Source organism: Bradyrhizobium niftali (assembly GCF_004571025.1).
Lineage (GTDB): Bacteria > Pseudomonadota > Alphaproteobacteria > Rhizobiales > Xanthobacteraceae > Bradyrhizobium > Bradyrhizobium niftali.
Map to the genome: position 1 here is coordinate 88,911 of NZ_SPQT01000027.1, position 18,963 is coordinate 107,873.

Sequence of the window (18,963 nt, forward strand, 5' to 3'; positions counted from 1 at the left end):
CCGTTCTCCATTTGACCATGACGGGAACGCCAACTGCGTCCCACCTATCTAATCTTTACAGTCACGCTCCGTCGGGTGCGCGGGCCAGATAACACACACAACTTTGCAAAGTCCGTCTCGGCGCCTAGCGACAGGCGCTCAGAAAGTACCGGTGCTGGCGTCCGCACCGATCAACCGAACAGACGGCCGTAGACCTTGCCCGATCGGGGCCTCTTAAGGCCATTGAAGCGGCTGCTGTGACAGACCAGGTCATCCCGAGCTGCCGCAGAACGCATCGTGACATTGCATCGATGTGACTTTCTCCATTTTCGCTGAACTCACGTCAACGCAGCAGGCGGCGCCGAAATAGTGCTGTCGAGGCGAAAAAGGGCAGGACCGCGTAAACGCAGAGCGCACCTACGTGCAGGGCAACGCTGTCGGCGCCGCGCTCAAGCATCGCTGGGCGAATAAGGTCGACCGAATGTGCGAGAGGCAACAAGCCGGCGAAATGCTGAAATGAGCCGGGCAGTTGGCTCGTCGGAAAGACCGCGCCACACAAAAACACCATAGGAGTGAGGACAAGTGTCTGGTAAAACACGAAGTAATCGTAACTTGGCGCAAGAGATATGACGACCATAGCAAGGCTGGCGAAGACAAGGCCAGTAAGGGCGATTGCTGGCATCGCATACAGAATGGATGGCCATGAGGCATAACCCAGCGTGGCAGCGACGATCCAGATCGCTGTTCCGGCCAGAACGGACTTACTGGCCGCCCACACCAGTTCACCCAGAACGATGTCGCCAAGCGTGAGCTGAGTGGAGAGGATTGCTTCCCAGGTGCGCTTGGCGTCCATGCGCGCAAAGGCTGCATACATGGTTTCAAAGGTCGCGGACGTCATGGCGCTGGTCGCGACCATGCCTGCCGCCAGGAACGCGATGTACGACGTCCCCTCAACGCGCCCCACGATCAGTCCAAGGCCAAAGCCGAGGCCAAACAGATTGGTTATAGGATCTGCGAGGTTGCCGAGAATCGATGCAAGTGCGACTTTCTTCCATGCTAGGAAGTTCCGACGCCATACCGCAATCCAATTGTACGCGTTAGCGGGCATCACCGCCGCAAAACTTTCACCCATCGCTCACTTCTCCATCTCGCGCCCAGTCAGCCGCAAAAACACGTCCTCGAGATTAGGGGGGCGCTGCAGAATACGAAGGCCCGCCCGCCCGCGCAGTTTCACGCGTACCTGGTCCGGATATGGTGTATAACAAAAGAGCGTCTCTCCACTCACTTCGATGTGCCGTGCATGCGGCCTGATCAACTCGCAGAGCTGATGTGGATCATCGCCATAGATTTCGACCACGTTGCAGCCAATATGCTCATCGATCAGGCCGTCCGGCTTGCCTTCGGCGATCTTGCGTCCACCCTCGAGGACACACAGCCGATCGCACAGGCGTTCGGCCTCTTCCATGAAGTGAGTGGTCAAGAGAATCGTCTTGCCCCGCGCAAGCAGAACTCGCAGACGTTCCCAAATCAGGTGGCGGGCGTGCGGATCCAAACCAGTCGTCGGCTCGTCCATCACGAGCAGATGCGGGTCATTGATTAGCGCACGCGCCAGCGTCAGCCGCCGTTTCATGCCACCGGACAGCTCGGCGACGCGCGTGTCCGCGTTGCTTTCGAGGCGTGCAAACTCGAGCAGCGATGGCGCGACCGCCTCGATCTTGCGAGCGCTCATGCCGAAATAGCGACCAAACACGAGCAGGTTCTCTCGAACGGTGAACTCGCGTTCAAGGTTATCGAACTGCGGCACCACGCCGATGCGCACACGCGCCACACGAGCGCGGGAAGGCACAGGCTCATTGAGGACCGTAATCTTGCCTGCGTCCGGCGAAATCATGCCGAGGAGCATACGCGCAATCGTGCTCTTGCCAGCTCCATTTGGCCCAAGCAGGCCGAAGCATTCTCCGCGCGCAACCGAAAACGATAGTTCATTGACGATGACCTTGTCGCCAAATGACTTTTTCACGCCGGCAAGGTCGATTGCTACGGTGGACATGGTCACTCTTAGGCTGACAGAAGTCGCTCGGCCGACAATGGCTTCCTTACCACCTTGTTGGTCCAGAGCTGGCCGTCGCACCACACATGCTCGACACGCCCCCATTGGCAGGCCGCGGCAGCATCCGGGAAGAATCCACGTCCATGGAGATTGGCGCTCGTGTTGCAGAGCAGCGGTATGCCCGTGAGTTGCTCAAATTCGACGAGAAGCGCGGCGATTTTGTGCGGAGAGTTGCGAGAGATTGTCTGCAGCCGGGCGGAGCCGTCAAGATGGACCACAGCGGGGACCTTGTCGCGCCATTCCGCCCGGGTCTGGTGATCGAACAGCATGTAAGGATCTGGCGTACCTGGGCTGAAAATTTCTGGCGCCCGATCCTCCAGACAGATCGGCGCCACTGGCCGGAAGTGCTCGCGACGCTTGATGTCGTTGAGATGATCCTTCATCGCCGGGGAGGTCGGCGCTGCAAGAATGCTTCTGCCGCCCAACGCCCGCGGCCCAAGCTCGGCGCGACCGGAAAGGAAGATGACCGGCTTGTTGTCGGCCAGAATCGCCGCAAGTTCACGCAGACTGCATGGCGCCGCCTCCCAATCCGGCGGAAGCTCGCTGTCCTGCAGGTCCGGACCACTGTAGACTGACCATTCCAATGGCCCGAAGCCATTTTGCGCCGCCATCGCCCCGCAAGCAGCGCCGATTGCCGAGCCGCTGTCATTCGGAAACGGCGGCACCCAAACGTCATCGAACAATCCCGCCGCACGAAGCGCGCTGTTCCACTTGATATTGAGACCGCAACCTCCGGCGATACATAGATTTCGCGCTCCTGGAAGCGACGAGTGTCGCAGCAGAACCATCGCCATTTCCTGGACAAGAAGACGTTCCACGAACACATGAAACGACGCAAGGACGTCCTCCGCTCGCTTGGCCGTCAGGCGCAATGCGCTTGCCTCGAAGAAGTCGTGCATAGCTGCAAGCGACGATTCCGCATTGTTGATGTCAGCGCGGTAGCGACGAGCTTGCTCCGTGTCAGCGGCGAAGCGCTTTTCATAGAGCTCCTGAAACACTGCCACGATGCTTTCGTCGACAGAGCCAAGCGCGATGTAAGCCATCAGCTTGCCGGCGATGCCCAAATCCCAACTGGAGCGGTTCGGCTGCCTGTAAGGGCCGAAGTGAAGGCCAGCGGCAGCATAGGCATGGCCGATCATCGGAAACAGGGATGCAATGAACCGTGCCCCCCGAGGTTCCACATAGTAAAGACGTGGAAAGATGCAGCCGTCCCATACCAGGCAGAACGCGGGTTTTCCCGCGCTGGCAAAGGGACTGGTGCTATATGCTGACGCAACGTGTCCCGTGACGTGCGGGTAGCTCTTATATGGAAACACCTTGCCTCCGAGGATCAGGCCAAAGCCGTCGACGGAATCAAGAAGGCCCTCAGCATGGCGCTCGACATACGGCGCCCCTTTCAGCGCGATCGGCACAGCGCCACTTAGGACCTGGAACTGCGACTCAATCTCCCCATCCCAGCCGTCGATGACGAACTGATCGATATCCCGCGGATCCAGGCCATGCTCCGCCAAGGCGAGCACGACTGCATCGAGGTTCTCGACGGATTGATAGCGTGGACCGTTGCCGCGCTTCTCTTGCTCGGTGCAAAAGACAAGCCGCCCGTCCTCGACGACAGAAATTGCCCCGTCATGTGTTAACTTGATGCCGCAGATGCGCATACGATCCCCTGGTCTAGTGGCCGACGTTTGATTGTTCTGACGAATGACCCGGCTTCCGGAACCGGACGATCAAGCAGTCTTCGTTGACCGACTCGGTGTGGCAATGCAGACGCTCGACCTCCGATAGGCTCTCGTTGAAGAGAGCGATCACCGTTTCGGCACCAGCAGCATGGCCCCATCGTTGACATGTGGCATCACGTGCGGACCCGAAAATCAGAGCTCCATTTGGCGCAAGCATACTCACTAGGTTGCGGACAGCCGCATGCATCTCGACAATGTCCTTGAGGTAGTAAAGAACTTCGGCCACGACAATCAAATCGAACCGCTCCGTGGTCGAGAACCGCTGGATGTCGGAGGTCACCCACGTGATATGCGACCACTTCCTGGTCCGTCGTCGCGCTCGCTCGATCGCCTGCGGCATGACATCGACCACGGTGAGTCGTTCGCATAGCGGCGCCAGCATGCCAGTGAATGCACCGGCTGCACATCCCACTTCGAGGGCACACGCAACGTCTCCATTGCAACGCGACATCCGGAGCATTTGCGCGTATCGCTCCTGCTCGAAGGAACTACTGTCGAGGCGCCATGGATCGTCGGCAGACAACTCTCGCTCTAATAGCTGATGGTTTGCGTCCAGGATCATGAGCCTATCACCTACTTGCAGGCGGTCGAACGATCGCAACCGCAAACACTCTTCGTTGCCGCCAGGCTCGATTCAGGGCTCGAAAGCCTCGCCTTATGAATTGTTCCAGACATTCCCCTTTTACTTGCAGCATGTCGTCCAGCGTTCGGGTGCAGGATGACAGACTGCTCTTCCCCTTCGGCCGGCACATTGGCGACCTTGCGCGATAGCCAATCGCTGTTGCTCAAGGTACAAAGCGCATAGGCCTTCAAAGGAAGTAAGAGAAAGATATTGATCGGTGTGTGGAGCGCGAAGCCGAGAAACCGCAGTTCGCGAGCACGAAGGGCTGCCACACTGCAGCGGACCATTGTCATTGCAGCAATCGTCAATCCCGTCCACCAGGGTACAGAGCCGGCGATTAGGAGCTGTGCGAGCGCAGCCAGTGATGACAGGGCGAGAAGCAACGGGCCGAGATTTTGCCCGATAACGTCTAGCGTCAGATAGCCATCGAGCTCTGGCAGCAGGCGTAATGCAAGGAACGTGTCCCGGAAGGTACTGCGCGCCCAGCGGAGTTGCTGGCGTAGATATGGCCCAAGGCTGTCCGGGACGACTGTTGCTGCGATCGCGTCCGAGACGTATTCCGTTCGAAATCCCGCCTTGAGCATGAGGATCGTTAGATGGCGATCCTCGCCGAAATCGCTCGGCTTCCCACGAAAGAATTGGGCTTCGTATTGATCGAGAAGCAAGGCGAGCGCGGAGCGACGATACATGGCACATGGGCCGCAGCAGCACATGACGGCACCGAAACGCGCCTGCGCCGCGCGCTCCTCGTTGCATGCCAACCAGTATTCCATATCGATCAACCTGGTCAGCCAGGTTTGGCTGCGGTTGCTCGCTATCAACTGACCCATGGCCGCACCGACTTCCGGGTCGTGCATCTTCAATACAAGCTTCGTGACGACGTCAGCGGCAATTATCGTATCCGAGTCGACGTTGAGGACCAAGTCACCGGATGAGCTGCGTATTGCGGCGATCTGCGCCTTGCGCTTTCCAACGTTGTTTGCCAGCAAGATGACGCTGAACCTCGGATCGTTCGCATAGATTTTGTGTACAGGCGCGACAACGTCGCGATTTGCAGATCCGTCGTCGACCACATACACCTGTAGCTTTCCGGTGTAGTCCTGACTCGCAAGCGACTCCAGACATTGGGCGAGCGTGATTGGATCCTCGTTGAAGCACGGTACGATGACGTCTACACTGGGAAGGACCGCTTCCGATCGTCCCAGGCTGTCCTGCAGCGATGGGTTCGTCGCCGGTTGGGCGTAAAGCGCTTGCGCGCTCTTGTAGATCGTCGAGAGCAGCGCATAAGACGAAACAGCGACAGCGCTTGTTGTAGCGAGCAGGTCCATAGGGTGTCAGTTTTTTTCAGTGAAGTTGAGGGAGTGGACGGATTACAAACCCGCGCCGTTGTAATGCCGGGATCAGATGTGACAGCGCGATGGTGGTCTGATCGCGCAGCGTGGCATCAGTGCACGGTCGCTCCTCATCAGGAGGATATCCGTCGTGCAGGAGCACAATTGCACCCGGGCGAACGCGCGCTAGCACTGAATTCACAATTCTATCAACCCCGGGGCGGGACCAATCTCTCGGATCGACCGACCAGTGCACAGCTGTGAGACCAGCGCTCGCTGACACAGCGAGCACCTCTTGTGTCCACATGCCGTAAGGTGCTCGCATGTGCCTGGGTGAGGCCTGCGGGCACGCCGAACGGATCGCCTCGCTCGCCGCCAGAACTTCATCGCGTACCTCCGCTGGTCCGCATCTGGATAGATCCGGATGCGTCATCGTATGGTTCGCAACCTCGTGCCCTTCCGCGATCATTCGTCGAATGAGTTCAGGTTGTTCGGCCGCGTACGTGCCGATCACAAAGAACGTCGCCGGAATCCGATGTTGCGCCAGCACATCGAGCACCTCTGGCGTGCAAAATGGATTTGGCCCATCATCAAAGGTCAAAAAGACGGGGCGACTTCCACTCACGTCAGCGTAGTCGCAACGGACAGCGGATAGGGGGAAAAGCTCTTTCACAACTCGGGCCCGTTCCGATCGATGATCGTCCCGGCCGGCCACTCGCTTATCGAGCGTCCAACCGGAAAAACCACCACGATCACGTCTTCGATGCGGATCGGCGACAAATTGGGATAGACATCCGGATGCGTGGAGCGGACGCGAATGCCAGATATGAGGGTTGCGAGCCCCTGCCTTTCGACCAGTCGGGTCATATGTTTCTCGAGCGCAGGCCGAACCGTGCCAAAGCCGAATGGAATCCCAAGCTGCTGCAGCATGGGATACATCACGCGCATTGCGTGGCTAATTCCCAGGCCTTCAAGATCCGGGCGCACCGCATATAACCCCAGTTCGCCCACGAGAAGATCGACCCCACCAACATTGATGAAACGGCGTAGTAGCCCGACGTGAGCAGCTATCCCGCGCGCGTCGTAACCGATTACGCGGATCTCAGGTCTTGCACCGGCCCAACTTCGGTTGCCCTCAAATGGCTGCGCATTGAACGCACCGGTCGGCCCGTAACTTTTGCGGAAGAACTCGGCGAGCTCGGAATGATCAGCGAGCCGCAGTTCGCTTTCCCAGCGAAGGCTCCACTGCACTTGAGCGCGCGCAGTAGGAGCTCCCGCAGTCCGGGATGCGGCAATGTTCATGGCGAGCTTCCTTGCGCCAGTGGAATTATGAGCGGAGATGGTCACGAGAATTCGCTAGTCGCCGAACCGCTGATCAATACTGAAATGCGCTGCCATGCCCCCTCGGAGCGCGGCACTCCTCGCCTGCACCGCGCCAGCGCCTTCGCTCGCGACGAAGCGATCTCATGGTTCGCGCTCGTCATCCGGACAATGCCCTGCGCGAGATAGGCCGGAAGATGCCGGCGAGGCGATTGGACTAGCCAGAACCTGTCTGCACCACGGAGCTTTTCGGCCTCGTCTAACATCTCTGTCGACGTTTTGACGTCTGCGGGCAGGCCTTCGATGCGCGGCGCCTCATCGATGGCGCAGCCGAGTGGCATCAGATCACACTGGTTCTTATACATCTTCGACGCGCCCTGAATGCGGTGGACAGGCGAGCCATTTGGAGAGTCGCCTGAATGACTGGGCATCCGCAATCTGCGCCTGCCGCTATTTCCCGACACTAGAACGCGGCTGAACGCGCTCTCAAGTGTACGCGGGTAAACCTGCAATATGGAAACGGATGAAACACGCATACCAAGGTTTATGGAGATCTGCCTGGCGGCTCGATCGAGCAAGCTTCGCACCGAGACGAAGCGACGCGGCTCGCACGGCGCGCCCATAGCCGCCCTCGAAGCGGATGCGCCGGCTGCTCGCACGTCCAGGAGTTTTTCTCTGAGCCAGCGTGAACGAGCAGCAGCCATCATGGTATGCCTGTTTACTTTTGCAAACTGATGTTTGCTATCCAACATCCCGCAATTTGGTAAAATCGATTGTTCCGATGGAACACATCCACACGATGGATAGACTCACAACATGCGGTTCAAGGGACTTGATCTAAACCTTCTGGTTGCGCTCGATGCTCTGATGACGGAGCGCAACCTCACAGCGGCGGCGCGCAAAATTCACCTGAGCCAGCCCGCTATGAGCGCTGCGACCGCGCGGCTGCGCACCTATTTCCGCGATGAACTGTTCACCATGAGAGGTCGCGAGCTCGTCCCGACACCTGGCGCGGAGGCGCTTGCAGGTCCGGTGCGCGAGGCCCTGCTGCACATCCAACTCTCGATCATATCGCGGGACGCGTTCGACCCTACTCAGTCGAGCCGACGCTTCAGGTTCATCCTCTCCGATTTCATGACGATCGTCTTTCTTCGCAAAATTGTGGACCGTATTGCACAGGAAGCTCCCGCAGTGCGCTTCGAATTGCTGCCATTTTCCGATGAACCCGATGAGCTGCTCCGCCGGGGCGAGGTGGACTTTCTCATTCTGCCGGAGCTGTTCATGTCGAGCGCGCATCCTAAGGCGACGCTGTTTGACGAGACCCTCGTATGCGTCGGATGCCGCGAGAACAAGCAGCTATCGCGGCAGCTGACATTCGAGAAATACATTTCGATGGGGCACGTTACGGCGAAGTTCGGACGGGCGCTCAGACCAAACATCGAAGAGTGGTTCTTGCTTGAGCACGGCGTCAAGAGACGCATTGAGATCGTTGTGCAGGGCTTTAGCCTGATTCCGCCCATATTGTTAGACACAGGCCGTATCGGCACAATGCCCTTACGACTCGCCAAACACTTCGAAAAGCGGATGCCATTGCGGATCGTCGAACCGCCGCTCCCCCTGCCCACATTCACCGAGGCTGTGCAGTGGCCTGCGTTCCACAATACCGATCCGGCGAGCATTTGGATGCGGCGGATATTGCTGGAGGAAGCATCCAACATGGCATCTGGGCATCAGGAGCCTCCAACTCGCAGGCGCTGCTAGGCTCACCGTAAGCCACTCTCGGCACGTTCCAAACACGCTAACAATCCTTCGACCTGCTCGGCCGCTTTCGTCACTTCAACGTCTCTGAGGCCAAGCTGCCAGCGACGGGCGATCGGCTGCGAAGACTTGCCGAGTCGTGAGCGTGGCGACCTCGCAGATGAGGCGCTTGCACCGCAAACAGGCAGCGCCCAGCACTATCGCGGCACACCACGCCTCCTCCAGTACAATAATGTTTGGCTTGCCCCATAAAATCGCTTGAACCATACACTGCGTCAGGTTGTAGGCTGGCCGCCGTGACTAACGCTGCGCTACGCGGCCCTCGACTGGGCGCTTTGGCGAACTGACGGCACTGGCCGGACACCGGGTTGATCTGCCATTAACCAACCGACCGGGTCCTGTTGCGTGGCTTGCCGGAAGCGGCGAGACCGATCAACTTTGGGACTCCTGACGGCTTCCGGCCGCTGCTGGTCGGCCTACCGCCTTGCTCTCCGTTGTTGCGGTCATTGCACGAGCGTCTTTTTCGCGGTCGTAGGATGGAAACGATGTCCATTCGTGCGAGCCAATAGGATCTCTCCAGACGCAGCCGTCACCGCTTGGTGTATGCGCCCAATTACGTTCATGCCGGATAAGAAGACATGCGTTTCAAAGGTCTGGATCTAAATCTTCTCGTCGCGCTGGATGCTCTAATGACTGAGCGCAACCTCAGCGCAGCGGCCCGCAAGATTAATCTTAGTCAGCCGGCCATGAGCGCAGCTGTTGCCCGGCTGCGCTCCTACTTCCGTGATGAGCTGTTTGGGATGAGGGGGCGGGAACTTGTCCCGACCTCACGCGCGGAAGGACTCGCAGCCCCTGTACGCGAGGCTTTAACGCACATCGATCTTTCAATTATCGCGCGGGACGTGTTCGATCCAGCTCGATCGAACCGGCGATTCAGGATCGGCCTTTCTGATTTTATAACAGTCGTATTCTTCCGAAATGTCGTGGATCGCGTCGCGCGAGAAGCACCAGCCGTCAGCTTTGAACTGGTGGCGCTCACCGATGAGCACGATGAGCTTCTCCGCCGCGGCGAAGTCGATTTTGTTATCTTGCCGGAATTATTCATGTCCAGCGCGCATCCCAAAGCGGCCCTATTCGAGGAGAGACTCGTCTGCGTAGGTTGCCACACGAACAGCCAACTACTGCGGCGGCTTACATTTGATCGGTATACGTCGATGGGCCACGTGGCGGTTACGGTCAAAGGTGCGCGCAAGACGCCGGTCGAAGAATCCCTTTTACTCGATCTCGGTCTCAATCGGCGCATCGACATTCTCGTGCAGAGCTTCAGCATGATCCCGCCCCTGCTGGTAGACACCAACCGCATAGGGACGATGCCATTAGGGCTCGTAAAGCATTTCCAAAGAACAGTGCCCCTTCGCATTGCGGAGCTCCCGCAGCCGTTCCCCGCCTTCACTGAGGCGGTTCAATGGCCCGTGCTTCACAATAGCGACCCGGAAAGCCTGTGGATGCGAGAGATATTGTTGCAGGAAGCTACCCGCATGGCAACTGGGCAAGAGGCCTCCATCATCTGCACTTCGGAACGGGCTGATACTGCCGGAGATTTCGCATGATCTGTCCCGCCGTTGTCGTAAGGACGTTCGCAAGATCTGTGAACCTCATATCCCAACGAATGTCTCAACGCATACAGTTTTGGCTCGCCTCGCTCGAATTCATGGTCGCTCTATCAAGAGCATCGCAACAGGCGGCTATCATGACGACGTTGTGTAGGTCTTTCGCACGTGGCAATAGGCTCGACGTGCGAGCGGCGGGTCGGCCTGGTTTTAGAGCCAGGGACGTACGTTGCACCCGGCCGTTGGCCGCACCTGCATCGATACAGCAGAATCGGCGCTGGGCTGCCCTCGTCAACTCTCCGAATCAGCAGTGGCTCCCGAAGAGCGGAGACGCTTCAGCTTCTTCGGAAGCCGACCATCACGCACCGTGAGCGTGATGGTCATCGATCATGCACATGACCACGATCTCTTGCGCCATCGAGGCAAACATCGCGCACGCATGTTGCCCTGTCGCATCACATGGGAGTACATCGCATCTTCGTCGCTCCGCGCCGCGGGTCTGACTTCTTTTGGCCCCATCGCAGCCAAACGTCTTGACGACGTGCGCTGCCATGACGCAATGACAAACAAGGAGCTGAACTTGGAGCAATGCAGCGGCGTGTTCGATCCGGAAGAGCTTTCCGTCCTGGGACGCCTTTATGATAGTGCGATCACCGCGCTACCCCCATCGATGCGAAGTCCGGAAAATCGCACAGCAATCGCCAAACTCATCCTGGAGCGTACAGCGGCTGGCGAGGCTCAACTGGCATGCCTGACGAACTTGTTGATCACCATTTCCCCTCAGGGTTGATCCCCCGCCATTCTGAGGATAGTCACCAGTCTCGCGCTGGAATGGAAGACGATCCAGCTAGAGCTTTGAAATAGCTTGAATCACACGTGACGTCAGGTTGTAGGCTTTGAAATGAACACCATGAGCAAAGCTACACCACGAAGGCGTCGATGGCGCATTGGCGAACTTGCAGAGGCGACCGGAGTAACGGTACGCACGCTGCATCATTATGAACACACCGGGCTCCTGGCAGCTTCAGAGCGCACTGACGGCGGCCACCGGATGTACGACCGCGAAAGTGTGCAACGGGTTCACCAAATTCGAGCGCTACGTGAGCTTGGCTTCTCCCTTGTCGAGATCCGTAAAGCTATGGAGGGCACGACCTCACTTATCGATCTTCTACGCAAACATTTAGAACGGATAGAACTTCAAGTCGCTCGAGCAACTCTGCTGCGAGATCGCTTGCGCAACATGACCATCGACAGTGATACCCAGGTGAGTGTGGATGAGCTGCCTGCCACCCTCAATGCCATGTCGCGGGTCGAGACGCATAATCAGACGTCCCGATGCACCTGCAAGTTAGCTGCAGATCGCGAGGAGCGGTGGCGGCGGATCCGCGACGACCTGCGTGATTGTATGGATCGAGGCGAGCATCCTTGCGGCGAGCGGGCAAAGGCTGTCGCAGTTGCAGCACGCTTGCTGATCGGCGAAATCGCTGGCGCCGATTCACGCGTTTCGATGATCCTGAAGGTACTTGCACGATTAAGCGCCCCCCGTAGTCTGGCTGGTTGGGATCCCTGCCTCATGCAATATCTCGATCTGGCCCTTGGCGGGTTGGAGGATCAGCCGTACTGACGTCCTCCTGGCCGGCTCCGCACGGCATTGCCGATAGGCGCTCGTCGGCTCTGATGCGGGCCAACAGTTTTATGGACTAAACCGGACAGTCGTCGTGACCTCGTCAATCCGCGCTCCCTGACGCACCGTCGAGGCTCATTCAAAACGGCCTTGAAACGCACCTAACGTCAAATTGTAAGTTCTACCGTGGTCGCAATCTGGCGACCAACACCAGCTTCGCTTTGACAGACAATCTCAACGTGTCGACACGTCTGATCACAGCTGCTGGCGATTACACTTCAGGTGAACATTGGGAGCTCTACAATGTTAAATCGTTGTGCGCCTGCTGCGAGTGCAGCGCTTCTCTTCTGCGCCCTCGTCTCTGTTGCGCGCGGCTCCGACGTCAATATTGCCGTGGCTGGCCCAATGAGCGGAAGCAGCGCTGCGTTCGGCGCACAAATGCGCGATGGTGCAGCTGCGGCAGTCGAGGCGTTGAACGCTTCTGGCCTACTTCTCGATACCAAGGTGATATTGACTGTCGCCGACGACGCGTGCGACCCGAAGCAAGCTGTCGCAGTCGCGAATAAGCTCACAACAGAGCGGGTCCGGTTGGTCGTTGGCCATTTTTGTTCTTCTGCGTCGATTCCGGCCTCCGAGATCTACGCCGAAGCAGGCATCATTCAGGTGTCACCCGGCTCGTCAAATCCTCAGCTAACAGAACGCGGCCTTGAGAGTGTCTTTCGGATCTGCGGACGCGACGACCAACAGGGCTTCGTTGCCGCCGAGCACATTCACCGGAACTACCCTAACGAGAAGATCGCAGTGCTTGACGACAAGAGCACCGCAGGCAAGGGTATCGCCGACGTGGTTGAAGCACAGCTTCAGAGATTCGGCGAACAAGTCATTCGGCAAAGCTATGTAGCCGGTGAAAAGGATTACAGGGCGCTGGTCTCAAGAATGAAGAAGGATCGGGTGCGCGTCGCCTATATCGGCGGCTATCATACCGAAATCGGATTGTTTGTACGCCAGGCGTCAGAAGCAAGAGCGGAACTTATGATCATGGCGAACGATCCTTTGATGACCTCTGAATTCTGGGCCATTACAGGCAGCGCCGGAAATGGCACGTTGTTTACCTTCATGCCGGACCCCGCCAGGAATGCCAATGCGGCCGGCGTGGTGGCCGAACTCAAAGCATCCAACCTATCTGCTGAAGGCTATACGCTTTACGCCTATGCAGCCGTGCAAGCATGGGCAGAGGCGGTGAAGCGGACCGGCTCTTTCAATGCTGCGCGCGTCGCCAACGCACTTCGTTCATGGCCAATCGATACCGTGATTGGCCCAGTCCGGTTCGATGCAAAGGGAGACAATGCGGCTCCTGGTTTTCTGGTTTACCGCTGGCGAGACGGCCATGTTGAAACTGTCGAGCAGAACTGATTGGCATCAACGCCGTCTTCCCAAACCCAAAGTGATACGAGTTATGAGACGCACTCAGGTCGTTGGAGCAGCGATACTCGCAAGCTCTCTCATACTTGCAGCCTTCGGAGCGTTTTTCGCGTTCGTTGCAGCGCTTGCAGAGCTACCCGACCTCGCCCTGACGGAGACGCTACGTCCGATGATAGACAAATAGTAGCCGTGCCGGGCTGATCTGGCTCGCGAGGCACAGGACCTCTGAAGCGAATAACGATGCTTCTGGTCGAGCATAACTCGCCTTTGGAGGCGGTTCGCGGACGTCTATCAACAACGCGGCGACGGCATTCGCATTCTCGTCACCCGCTCACATGGTGCAAGCCCAGATCCACGCACTCAAAGAAAAACGGTCTGACCGGTCAAATGACGAACGAGACCTCTTTGAGCGCAAAGGCACGAAGCAACCAGGACCCGCCATCTGACCGTAATCGGAGATTGATCGAGTGAAGAGTGGCCTTTCTTCAAGACTAAGGTGCGGCATTTTCGACCATTTGGATGACGACGGCCAAGATGCCGCACGACAATATGAAGATCGTCTCAAGCTGATCGAGGTCTGCGACTCGCTTGGCTTCTACGCTTATCACCTGGCCGAACATCACTGCACACCTCATGGCAGAGGGCCCTCGCCGCACCTGTTCCTATCAAGTGTCGCGCAGCGCACCCGGCGATTACGGCTCGGTCCGCTCGTACTGTTGCTCAACCTTTATCATCCATTGCGCGCATTCGAAGAGATCTGCATGCTTGACCAATTGAGCGGCGGCAGGCTCGAGGTCGGGATAGGCCGCGGCTCCCAGCCGATTGAATGGGGCTATTTCGGCATCAGTGCAGACGCCGCACCAAGTCGTTATGCGGAAGCCAGTGAAATCTTGAATATTGCGCTGAAGGGACACACACTATCTTATCAGGGAGACTACTTCGAGTTGAGCGACGTACCCTTAGCGTTGAGGCCCCATCAACGTCCATATCCGCCCATCTGGATCGCAAGCAATCGGGCTGAGTCGGCGCAGTGGGCCGCGGCAAATGGCGCCAATCTGGCGTGCATAGGCCCCGCCTCTGTTGTCCGGAACGTTACGGACGCCTACCGTTCCCATCGACCCCACAACACAGCCGCACACGGCCGCGAGCCATTTCTCGGGCTGGCCCGCATGGTCGTGATTGCGAAGTCTGATCAGGACGCTCATGCGGCGGCCGAAACTGCGTATCGCCGATGGCTGGAGAGCTTTAAGTTTCTTTACGAGCTTAACGCCATTCCGACACCGCCCGCCCTTCCGCTGACCTTCGATGCAGCACTTGAGAGCGAATTGTGCGTCGTTGGAACGCCGGCTTCCGCCCGACAGGTCCTTCTCCAGCAGATGGAAGTGGCGGGTGCCAACTACTTGCTTTGCCAGCTTGCATTCGGAAACCTTCCGCTGGAGATTTCCCTATACACCGCAACCGCAATCAAAGCTGAAATTCTCGATAGCTTTGGCGGATAATGTCTGCATTGGGGATCGTATGCTTGGCAAGTAGACCGACGCACTGAGGTTGTCCGAAGCTGGCTGCGATTTTGGGTGCCGTGTGCCCCGGGCGCGCAAGCTATCGTCAGCTTCAATGGCAGCGATCAAGCCGCTGGCTTTTCTGACTGCGCTACTTTCTTACTCGGACACTTGAAACTCTGCTTTGCGAAGGGAATTCTTCGTTGTGAGTGCGCTTTACGCAATGAGCTTGGTCGGCATGGGCGGAACTGGCGGCGGTACCGTCTACGTCGGCAACGGCAAGATTGTCGGCGTCGGCGCTGGAAACCTTCGCTATAGCGGCACCTACATCGAGCAAGCCGGCCGGATAAAGGGGACTGTCAACCTATATGCGCCAACCGGCGGAACGCTGGTAACCGGCGCTCAAGTAACGGCAGACAGCAGATGGAGCCTGACGCTCGATTGGCCTGCCAACTTCTTAGATGGAAAGCCACAGGCCCTCATGGTTGAGGGTCATCCGGTGCACATTATTATGGAGAAAATCGGCGATATCTGACTGCGAGGCGCTCCTATTTGGGGGCGAGCTTTGGATTAGGAAGTTCTTGCGAACCGCTTTATCAACTCATCCGCAACCGAACGCTCTTCGTCCGCTTCGATCTCGCGGGCCTTTTCAATGAAGGTCCGCGATTGCTCAAGGTCATCCGGCATCTGCGGGAGGCAGGAGCGGGTGTCTAGTCGCAGACGACACTCAATGGCCTTCTCTTCGGCTTATGGAGATCGAGGAGTTTTTCTGGCGCCTTCGTGACATCTAGCGTCCAATTTAGAGGTATTGGCCGGCGGTCGTTGCTGCGACCTTTCTGTCTTCTCAATCATGGCCGGTCATCAACGAAGCAGCAGGCTCCCCTAAAAAACCCATAAGCTCAGTGCACCAAGTCGGCCGGAAACAACTAACTGACCCGCTTTCGATGTAAGAGATGAGATTACGCGCGTGCGCGATCCACGAACTGGATGCATCCCATCGACACTTTCGATTTTACCAATTTCAGCCAAATACCCATAAGTCGATCGCCGGTTTCCGGAAAGCACATTCCACGGATGTCGTTTGAGCAATGAACCCATTTTACTTTCAGCATAGTCGCAGGGCGCTTCAAGGTTCTCGTGGCTGCATCGCCAACGACAGCCATCAATCTTTGGAATCGACGCACGAGCGGCGTAAATGCGGTCAGATCGCTAATCGCAACGTCTGGCGCGTAATCTGTCGCGCTGGCGCCTCCCCCTTTGCAATCATACTAGGGCCGTCCAAGAAGATCGACTCTCACGCACACTGCTTGGCCAAGGTAAATGCGTGCGCTGCATAGAATTGGGCCAGGTGAACTGCCCGCTACACCGGTGAGGGGTGGACTTTTTGCCCTGACCAGGCGGGCAGCGCCGACCATCCGACGCTGTCGCGGCCTTCAAACAAAGCAGTCCGGTCAGCTATCTGACCAAGCTAAGTGCAACCCACATATCCTCCGGCGAAGACGAGGCACTGATGTCGACCCGTGTGATGAGACCAGCCTTGCGATTTTACTACCCACCCCTGTACGTGGTGTGATCGTGGATTCTCACTCTGCTCGCGTCCTCGGTCTTTCGTCGGGGGGCGGCTTCTACACCCATCGCCTACAGACTGACGCCACCCTATCTCATTCTATGCGCCGGCCCTCTTCGACCATATCCCGGCGCGGTTATCCCTTCTCTGCAATCCTTACATCGCCACCGGAACGAGGGGTGGACGCGATCTGGCGCTCTTGTCTCTTATCGCGCCCCCCTTCCAGGAGCCAATCCGCCCCCTCGCCGGGCCAGGCATCGCCTGTCAACGAATGCAGAGAGAAACCGCAGACATGTGATGCGGATGTTAATTCTAGGTTGCCTGGCATGAGCTGGGCCATAAACGTCTGGCATGATGATGAGACCGGTCTGGACCAGCTGACGGCGCGCCTTCAGCAACAGCTTCGTCCAGCGCCGAGCGCTCTTTGTGGCACTCTGCCTGGCAAGGCCTCCGGTTACGTCTGGATTGCTATGTCAGGCGACAAGCAATCGTGCAGCAGTTCGAGCCGCAATTCTCGACTTGCCGTCATCGCGGCGTCCCCGCCGGCTGGAGCTACTGCGACTGTCGACGCGCTGGATCGGCTCAATGGTCGAATCACATGACAGTTCACAGCGTTCTCTGGTCGATTCCGCCTTTGCGCTCTCTTCGCGGCACATGCCTGCAACCCTCTCCCTTCGGCGACCGCGCGTGCGCACCTTGGCTTGTGCAGCAGCCATTCGTTCTTTCGCCGCGTCTGCGGTCTCGCGGCCGGGAAAGCACGACACAACCCTTACTCAGCCTGCTTCCTGCATTTAACTAACCTTGGAGCAAACACCGTGGAACTTGACCCTTCCAATGCACGCGCAGAGGACCTCGAGGATCGCATCGACCTGCAACTCGACCTCGTGGCCGCCCTCGTACGCGAAGAAGGCAACGAGCTCGAAGCGGTCCGACTGCTAAACGCCCTGACAAACCAAATGATCATGGCGGAACTGGAGCTCGGGCAGCTCGGGGATGCCAAAACCGGGGACCCCGCCCGCGACCAGCAAACGACGCGACTCTCGCGAGACCGTGGCGTTTACTACCCAGAAGACCTTCAGATTTTGGGACGCCTTTTCGATCAGGCCGTGGCGGCATTACCCGAAGTGCTCCGAACTCCCGCTAATCAAATGAAGATCGCGAAACTAATTCTGTCACGTGCAACAGTAGACTGAGCTTTCATTTGGGTTTCTCTGTGGTTGATGCCGCTTTTATTGAACGTTTATCGCTGGGCTGACTGCGATGGTCGTACGCGCCAGGGATCGGCGAACCGGTGTTTATGGGCTACCGTCCCGTAAGCGAGCCGGTTCCGCTGGCTTTTCCGAATCACAACTGTTCGCCACCACGCTCAAAAGCGGGAGCCCGCACCCAGAGCAGGAGGCCGCGAAGGGTCGAACAAAGAACGACGCCCCGCGGACACATGTCAGAAAGCAAACAAGCAGTGACCGGAAAACGCCACACGCTTCGATAAACGCGTCTTACCTAGAGACTGGGAAAGGAGGGGAACGATCCATTTTCGTCTTTACTCGTGATTGGCATGGCCCGATCTTCCGATTGCAGGAAGAAGAGCCTCAATTATCGACCGATACCGAGCAACAAGAGCACTTCGGCAACGAAGCCGCGCAAACAGCGCGAGCTCGTTTCAGCCGCTTCAGAATTATTCGAATGCGCCTGGCAATCCGACACGCGGGTCATCGGAACTTCAACAAACATCTGTAAATTCATTGAACATGGAGAGCAGCTCGATGTCCGAGCGTACTGCGGCTCTGATGTCTTACTAGCTGGGACAAGCCACAGACGCTCGGTTTGCTCTTGCGAAGGTACTTCCTTGTATCAGGACGGCGTGGAGTGTTGAGATGGATCAGCAGATGCAAGATGCTATCGTGAGCGTCGCATTTGATAAGGCCTGGCGCTTTGTTGAGAAGGATCCGTTGCTGGCGCATAATCGCAAGACGGTCCTCCATAGCCGGTTGTGCACTTTCCTTGAGTCTTCGATAAAGAAGGGCGAACGGAATACGTTGAATCTGGCTAACGCGGCGATACGCAGCTTGCGGGCTGAGCTGGCGCGGTCGACCGAGCAATAGGCGCCTGAACCCGCACTGCCACATAAGCTTGGCTTGTTGAGGGTCTTGGGAACCTTACGCGGCGGAAAACACCGGGGCAGAGCGTGGTGGAGCTTCCCCTCCAGTCATGTTCAGCCCGTTGACGAGGAGCACATTCGCGACGACTATCGCCTATGCAGCTCTTATGGTGACCCCAGACCAGTCACCTGGAATCCAGTGCAAGTCGGCGACGAGGCGGGACAGCCGCGCTAATATTCGCTGGCGCCAGGAAGAGCCATACCGTTTCCTCTCCTGACTTTTG

At 57.8% G+C, this 18,963-nt stretch carries 17 protein-coding genes; 9 read left to right on the forward strand and 8 right to left on the reverse strand.

The features are described from left to right. Positions 1 to 322 precede the first annotated feature (322 nt). Genes E4K65_RS35060 through E4K65_RS48985 form a run of 8 tightly spaced genes read right to left on the reverse strand, consistent with a single transcriptional unit; the run spans position 323 to position 7,466 of the window. Entirely contained in the window at positions 323 to 1,111 is a 789-nt protein-coding gene (locus E4K65_RS35060; RefSeq protein WP_135178012.1) for an ABC transporter permease, read from the reverse strand. 3 nt (positions 1,112 to 1,114) lie between these two features. Beyond that, positions 1,115 to 2,035, reverse strand: coding sequence for a nodulation factor ABC transporter ATP-binding protein NodI (nodI, locus tag E4K65_RS35065; protein ID WP_135178013.1), 921 nt, complete (start codon positions 2,033 to 2,035; stop codon positions 1,115 to 1,117). Between the two features lie 2 nt (positions 2,036 to 2,037). After that, positions 2,038 to 3,747: a nodulation protein NodU gene (gene nodU, locus E4K65_RS35070; RefSeq protein ID WP_135178014.1), complete on the reverse strand. Its 1,710-nt coding sequence runs from the start codon at positions 3,745 to 3,747 to the stop codon at positions 2,038 to 2,040. Positions 3,748 to 3,760: 13 nt separating this feature from the next. Then, positions 3,761 to 4,390: a nodulation methyltransferase NodS gene (nodS, locus tag E4K65_RS35075; protein WP_135178015.1), complete on the reverse strand. Its 630-nt coding sequence runs from the start codon at positions 4,388 to 4,390 to the stop codon at positions 3,761 to 3,763. An 11-nt stretch (positions 4,391 to 4,401) separates the two neighbouring features. Continuing rightward, positions 4,402 to 5,778, reverse strand: coding sequence for a chitooligosaccharide synthase NodC (gene nodC, locus E4K65_RS35080; RefSeq protein WP_135178016.1), 1,377 nt, complete (start codon positions 5,776 to 5,778; stop codon positions 4,402 to 4,404). 16 nt (positions 5,779 to 5,794) lie between these two features. After that, entirely contained in the window at positions 5,795 to 6,454 is a 660-nt protein-coding gene (nodB, locus tag E4K65_RS35085; RefSeq protein ID WP_135178017.1) for a chitooligosaccharide deacetylase NodB, read from the reverse strand. Beyond that, positions 6,451 to 7,083 carry a NodA family N-acyltransferase gene (locus E4K65_RS35090; protein ID WP_135178018.1) on the reverse strand — a complete coding sequence of 211 codons (633 nt, stop codon included), beginning with the start codon at positions 7,081 to 7,083 and terminating at the stop codon, positions 6,451 to 6,453. Before E4K65_RS35090 ends, nodB begins: the two co-directional genes overlap by 4 nt. Positions 7,084 to 7,124: 41 nt before the next feature. Then, positions 7,125 to 7,466, reverse strand: coding sequence for a hypothetical protein (locus E4K65_RS48985; RefSeq protein WP_235885849.1), 342 nt, complete (start codon positions 7,464 to 7,466; stop codon positions 7,125 to 7,127). A gap of 451 nt (positions 7,467 to 7,917) precedes the next feature. On the opposite strand from E4K65_RS48985, the gene nodD1 reads away from it, so the two are divergent. The 9 genes from nodD1 (at position 7,918) to E4K65_RS35140 (ending at position 18,683) form a co-directional block, all read left to right on the forward strand. After that, the gene (gene nodD1 / locus E4K65_RS35100) at positions 7,918 to 8,862 is read left to right on the forward strand and encodes a transcriptional regulator NodD1 (RefSeq protein ID WP_135178019.1); all 945 of its coding nucleotides are present in this window, start codon (positions 7,918 to 7,920) and stop codon (positions 8,860 to 8,862) included. A gap of 635 nt (positions 8,863 to 9,497) precedes the next feature. Continuing rightward, entirely contained in the window at positions 9,498 to 10,469 is a 972-nt protein-coding gene (nodD2, locus tag E4K65_RS35105; protein ID WP_135178020.1) for a transcriptional regulator NodD2, read from the forward strand. A gap of 229 nt (positions 10,470 to 10,698) precedes the next feature. Then, positions 10,699 to 11,259 carry a hypothetical protein gene (locus tag E4K65_RS48990; RefSeq protein ID WP_235885851.1) on the forward strand — a complete coding sequence of 187 codons (561 nt, stop codon included), beginning with the start codon at positions 10,699 to 10,701 and terminating at the stop codon, positions 11,257 to 11,259. A gap of 120 nt (positions 11,260 to 11,379) precedes the next feature. Beyond that, positions 11,380 to 12,093, forward strand: a complete 714-nt coding sequence (locus E4K65_RS35115; protein WP_209312119.1) for a MerR family transcriptional regulator — start codon at positions 11,380 to 11,382, stop codon at positions 12,091 to 12,093. Between the two features lie 303 nt (positions 12,094 to 12,396). After that, a complete protein-coding gene (locus E4K65_RS35120; RefSeq protein WP_135178021.1) occupies positions 12,397 to 13,506 on the forward strand; it encodes a branched-chain amino acid ABC transporter substrate-binding protein in 1,110 nt (369 codons plus the stop codon). Between the two features lie 476 nt (positions 13,507 to 13,982). After that, a complete protein-coding gene (locus E4K65_RS35125; protein ID WP_135178022.1) occupies positions 13,983 to 15,014 on the forward strand; it encodes an LLM class flavin-dependent oxidoreductase in 1,032 nt (343 codons plus the stop codon). A 205-nt stretch (positions 15,015 to 15,219) separates the two neighbouring features. After that, a complete protein-coding gene (locus tag E4K65_RS35130) occupies positions 15,220 to 15,549 on the forward strand; it encodes a hypothetical protein (protein ID WP_135178023.1) in 330 nt (109 codons plus the stop codon). A 1,847-nt stretch (positions 15,550 to 17,396) separates the two neighbouring features. Beyond that, complete coding sequence (locus tag E4K65_RS35135) at positions 17,397 to 17,774, forward strand: NolY (RefSeq protein ID WP_135178024.1); 378 nt, start codon at positions 17,397 to 17,399, stop codon at positions 17,772 to 17,774. 681 nt (positions 17,775 to 18,455) lie between these two features. Beyond that, a complete protein-coding gene (locus tag E4K65_RS35140; protein WP_135178025.1) occupies positions 18,456 to 18,683 on the forward strand; it encodes a hypothetical protein in 228 nt (75 codons plus the stop codon). The last annotated feature ends 280 nt before the right edge of the window (positions 18,684 to 18,963 follow it).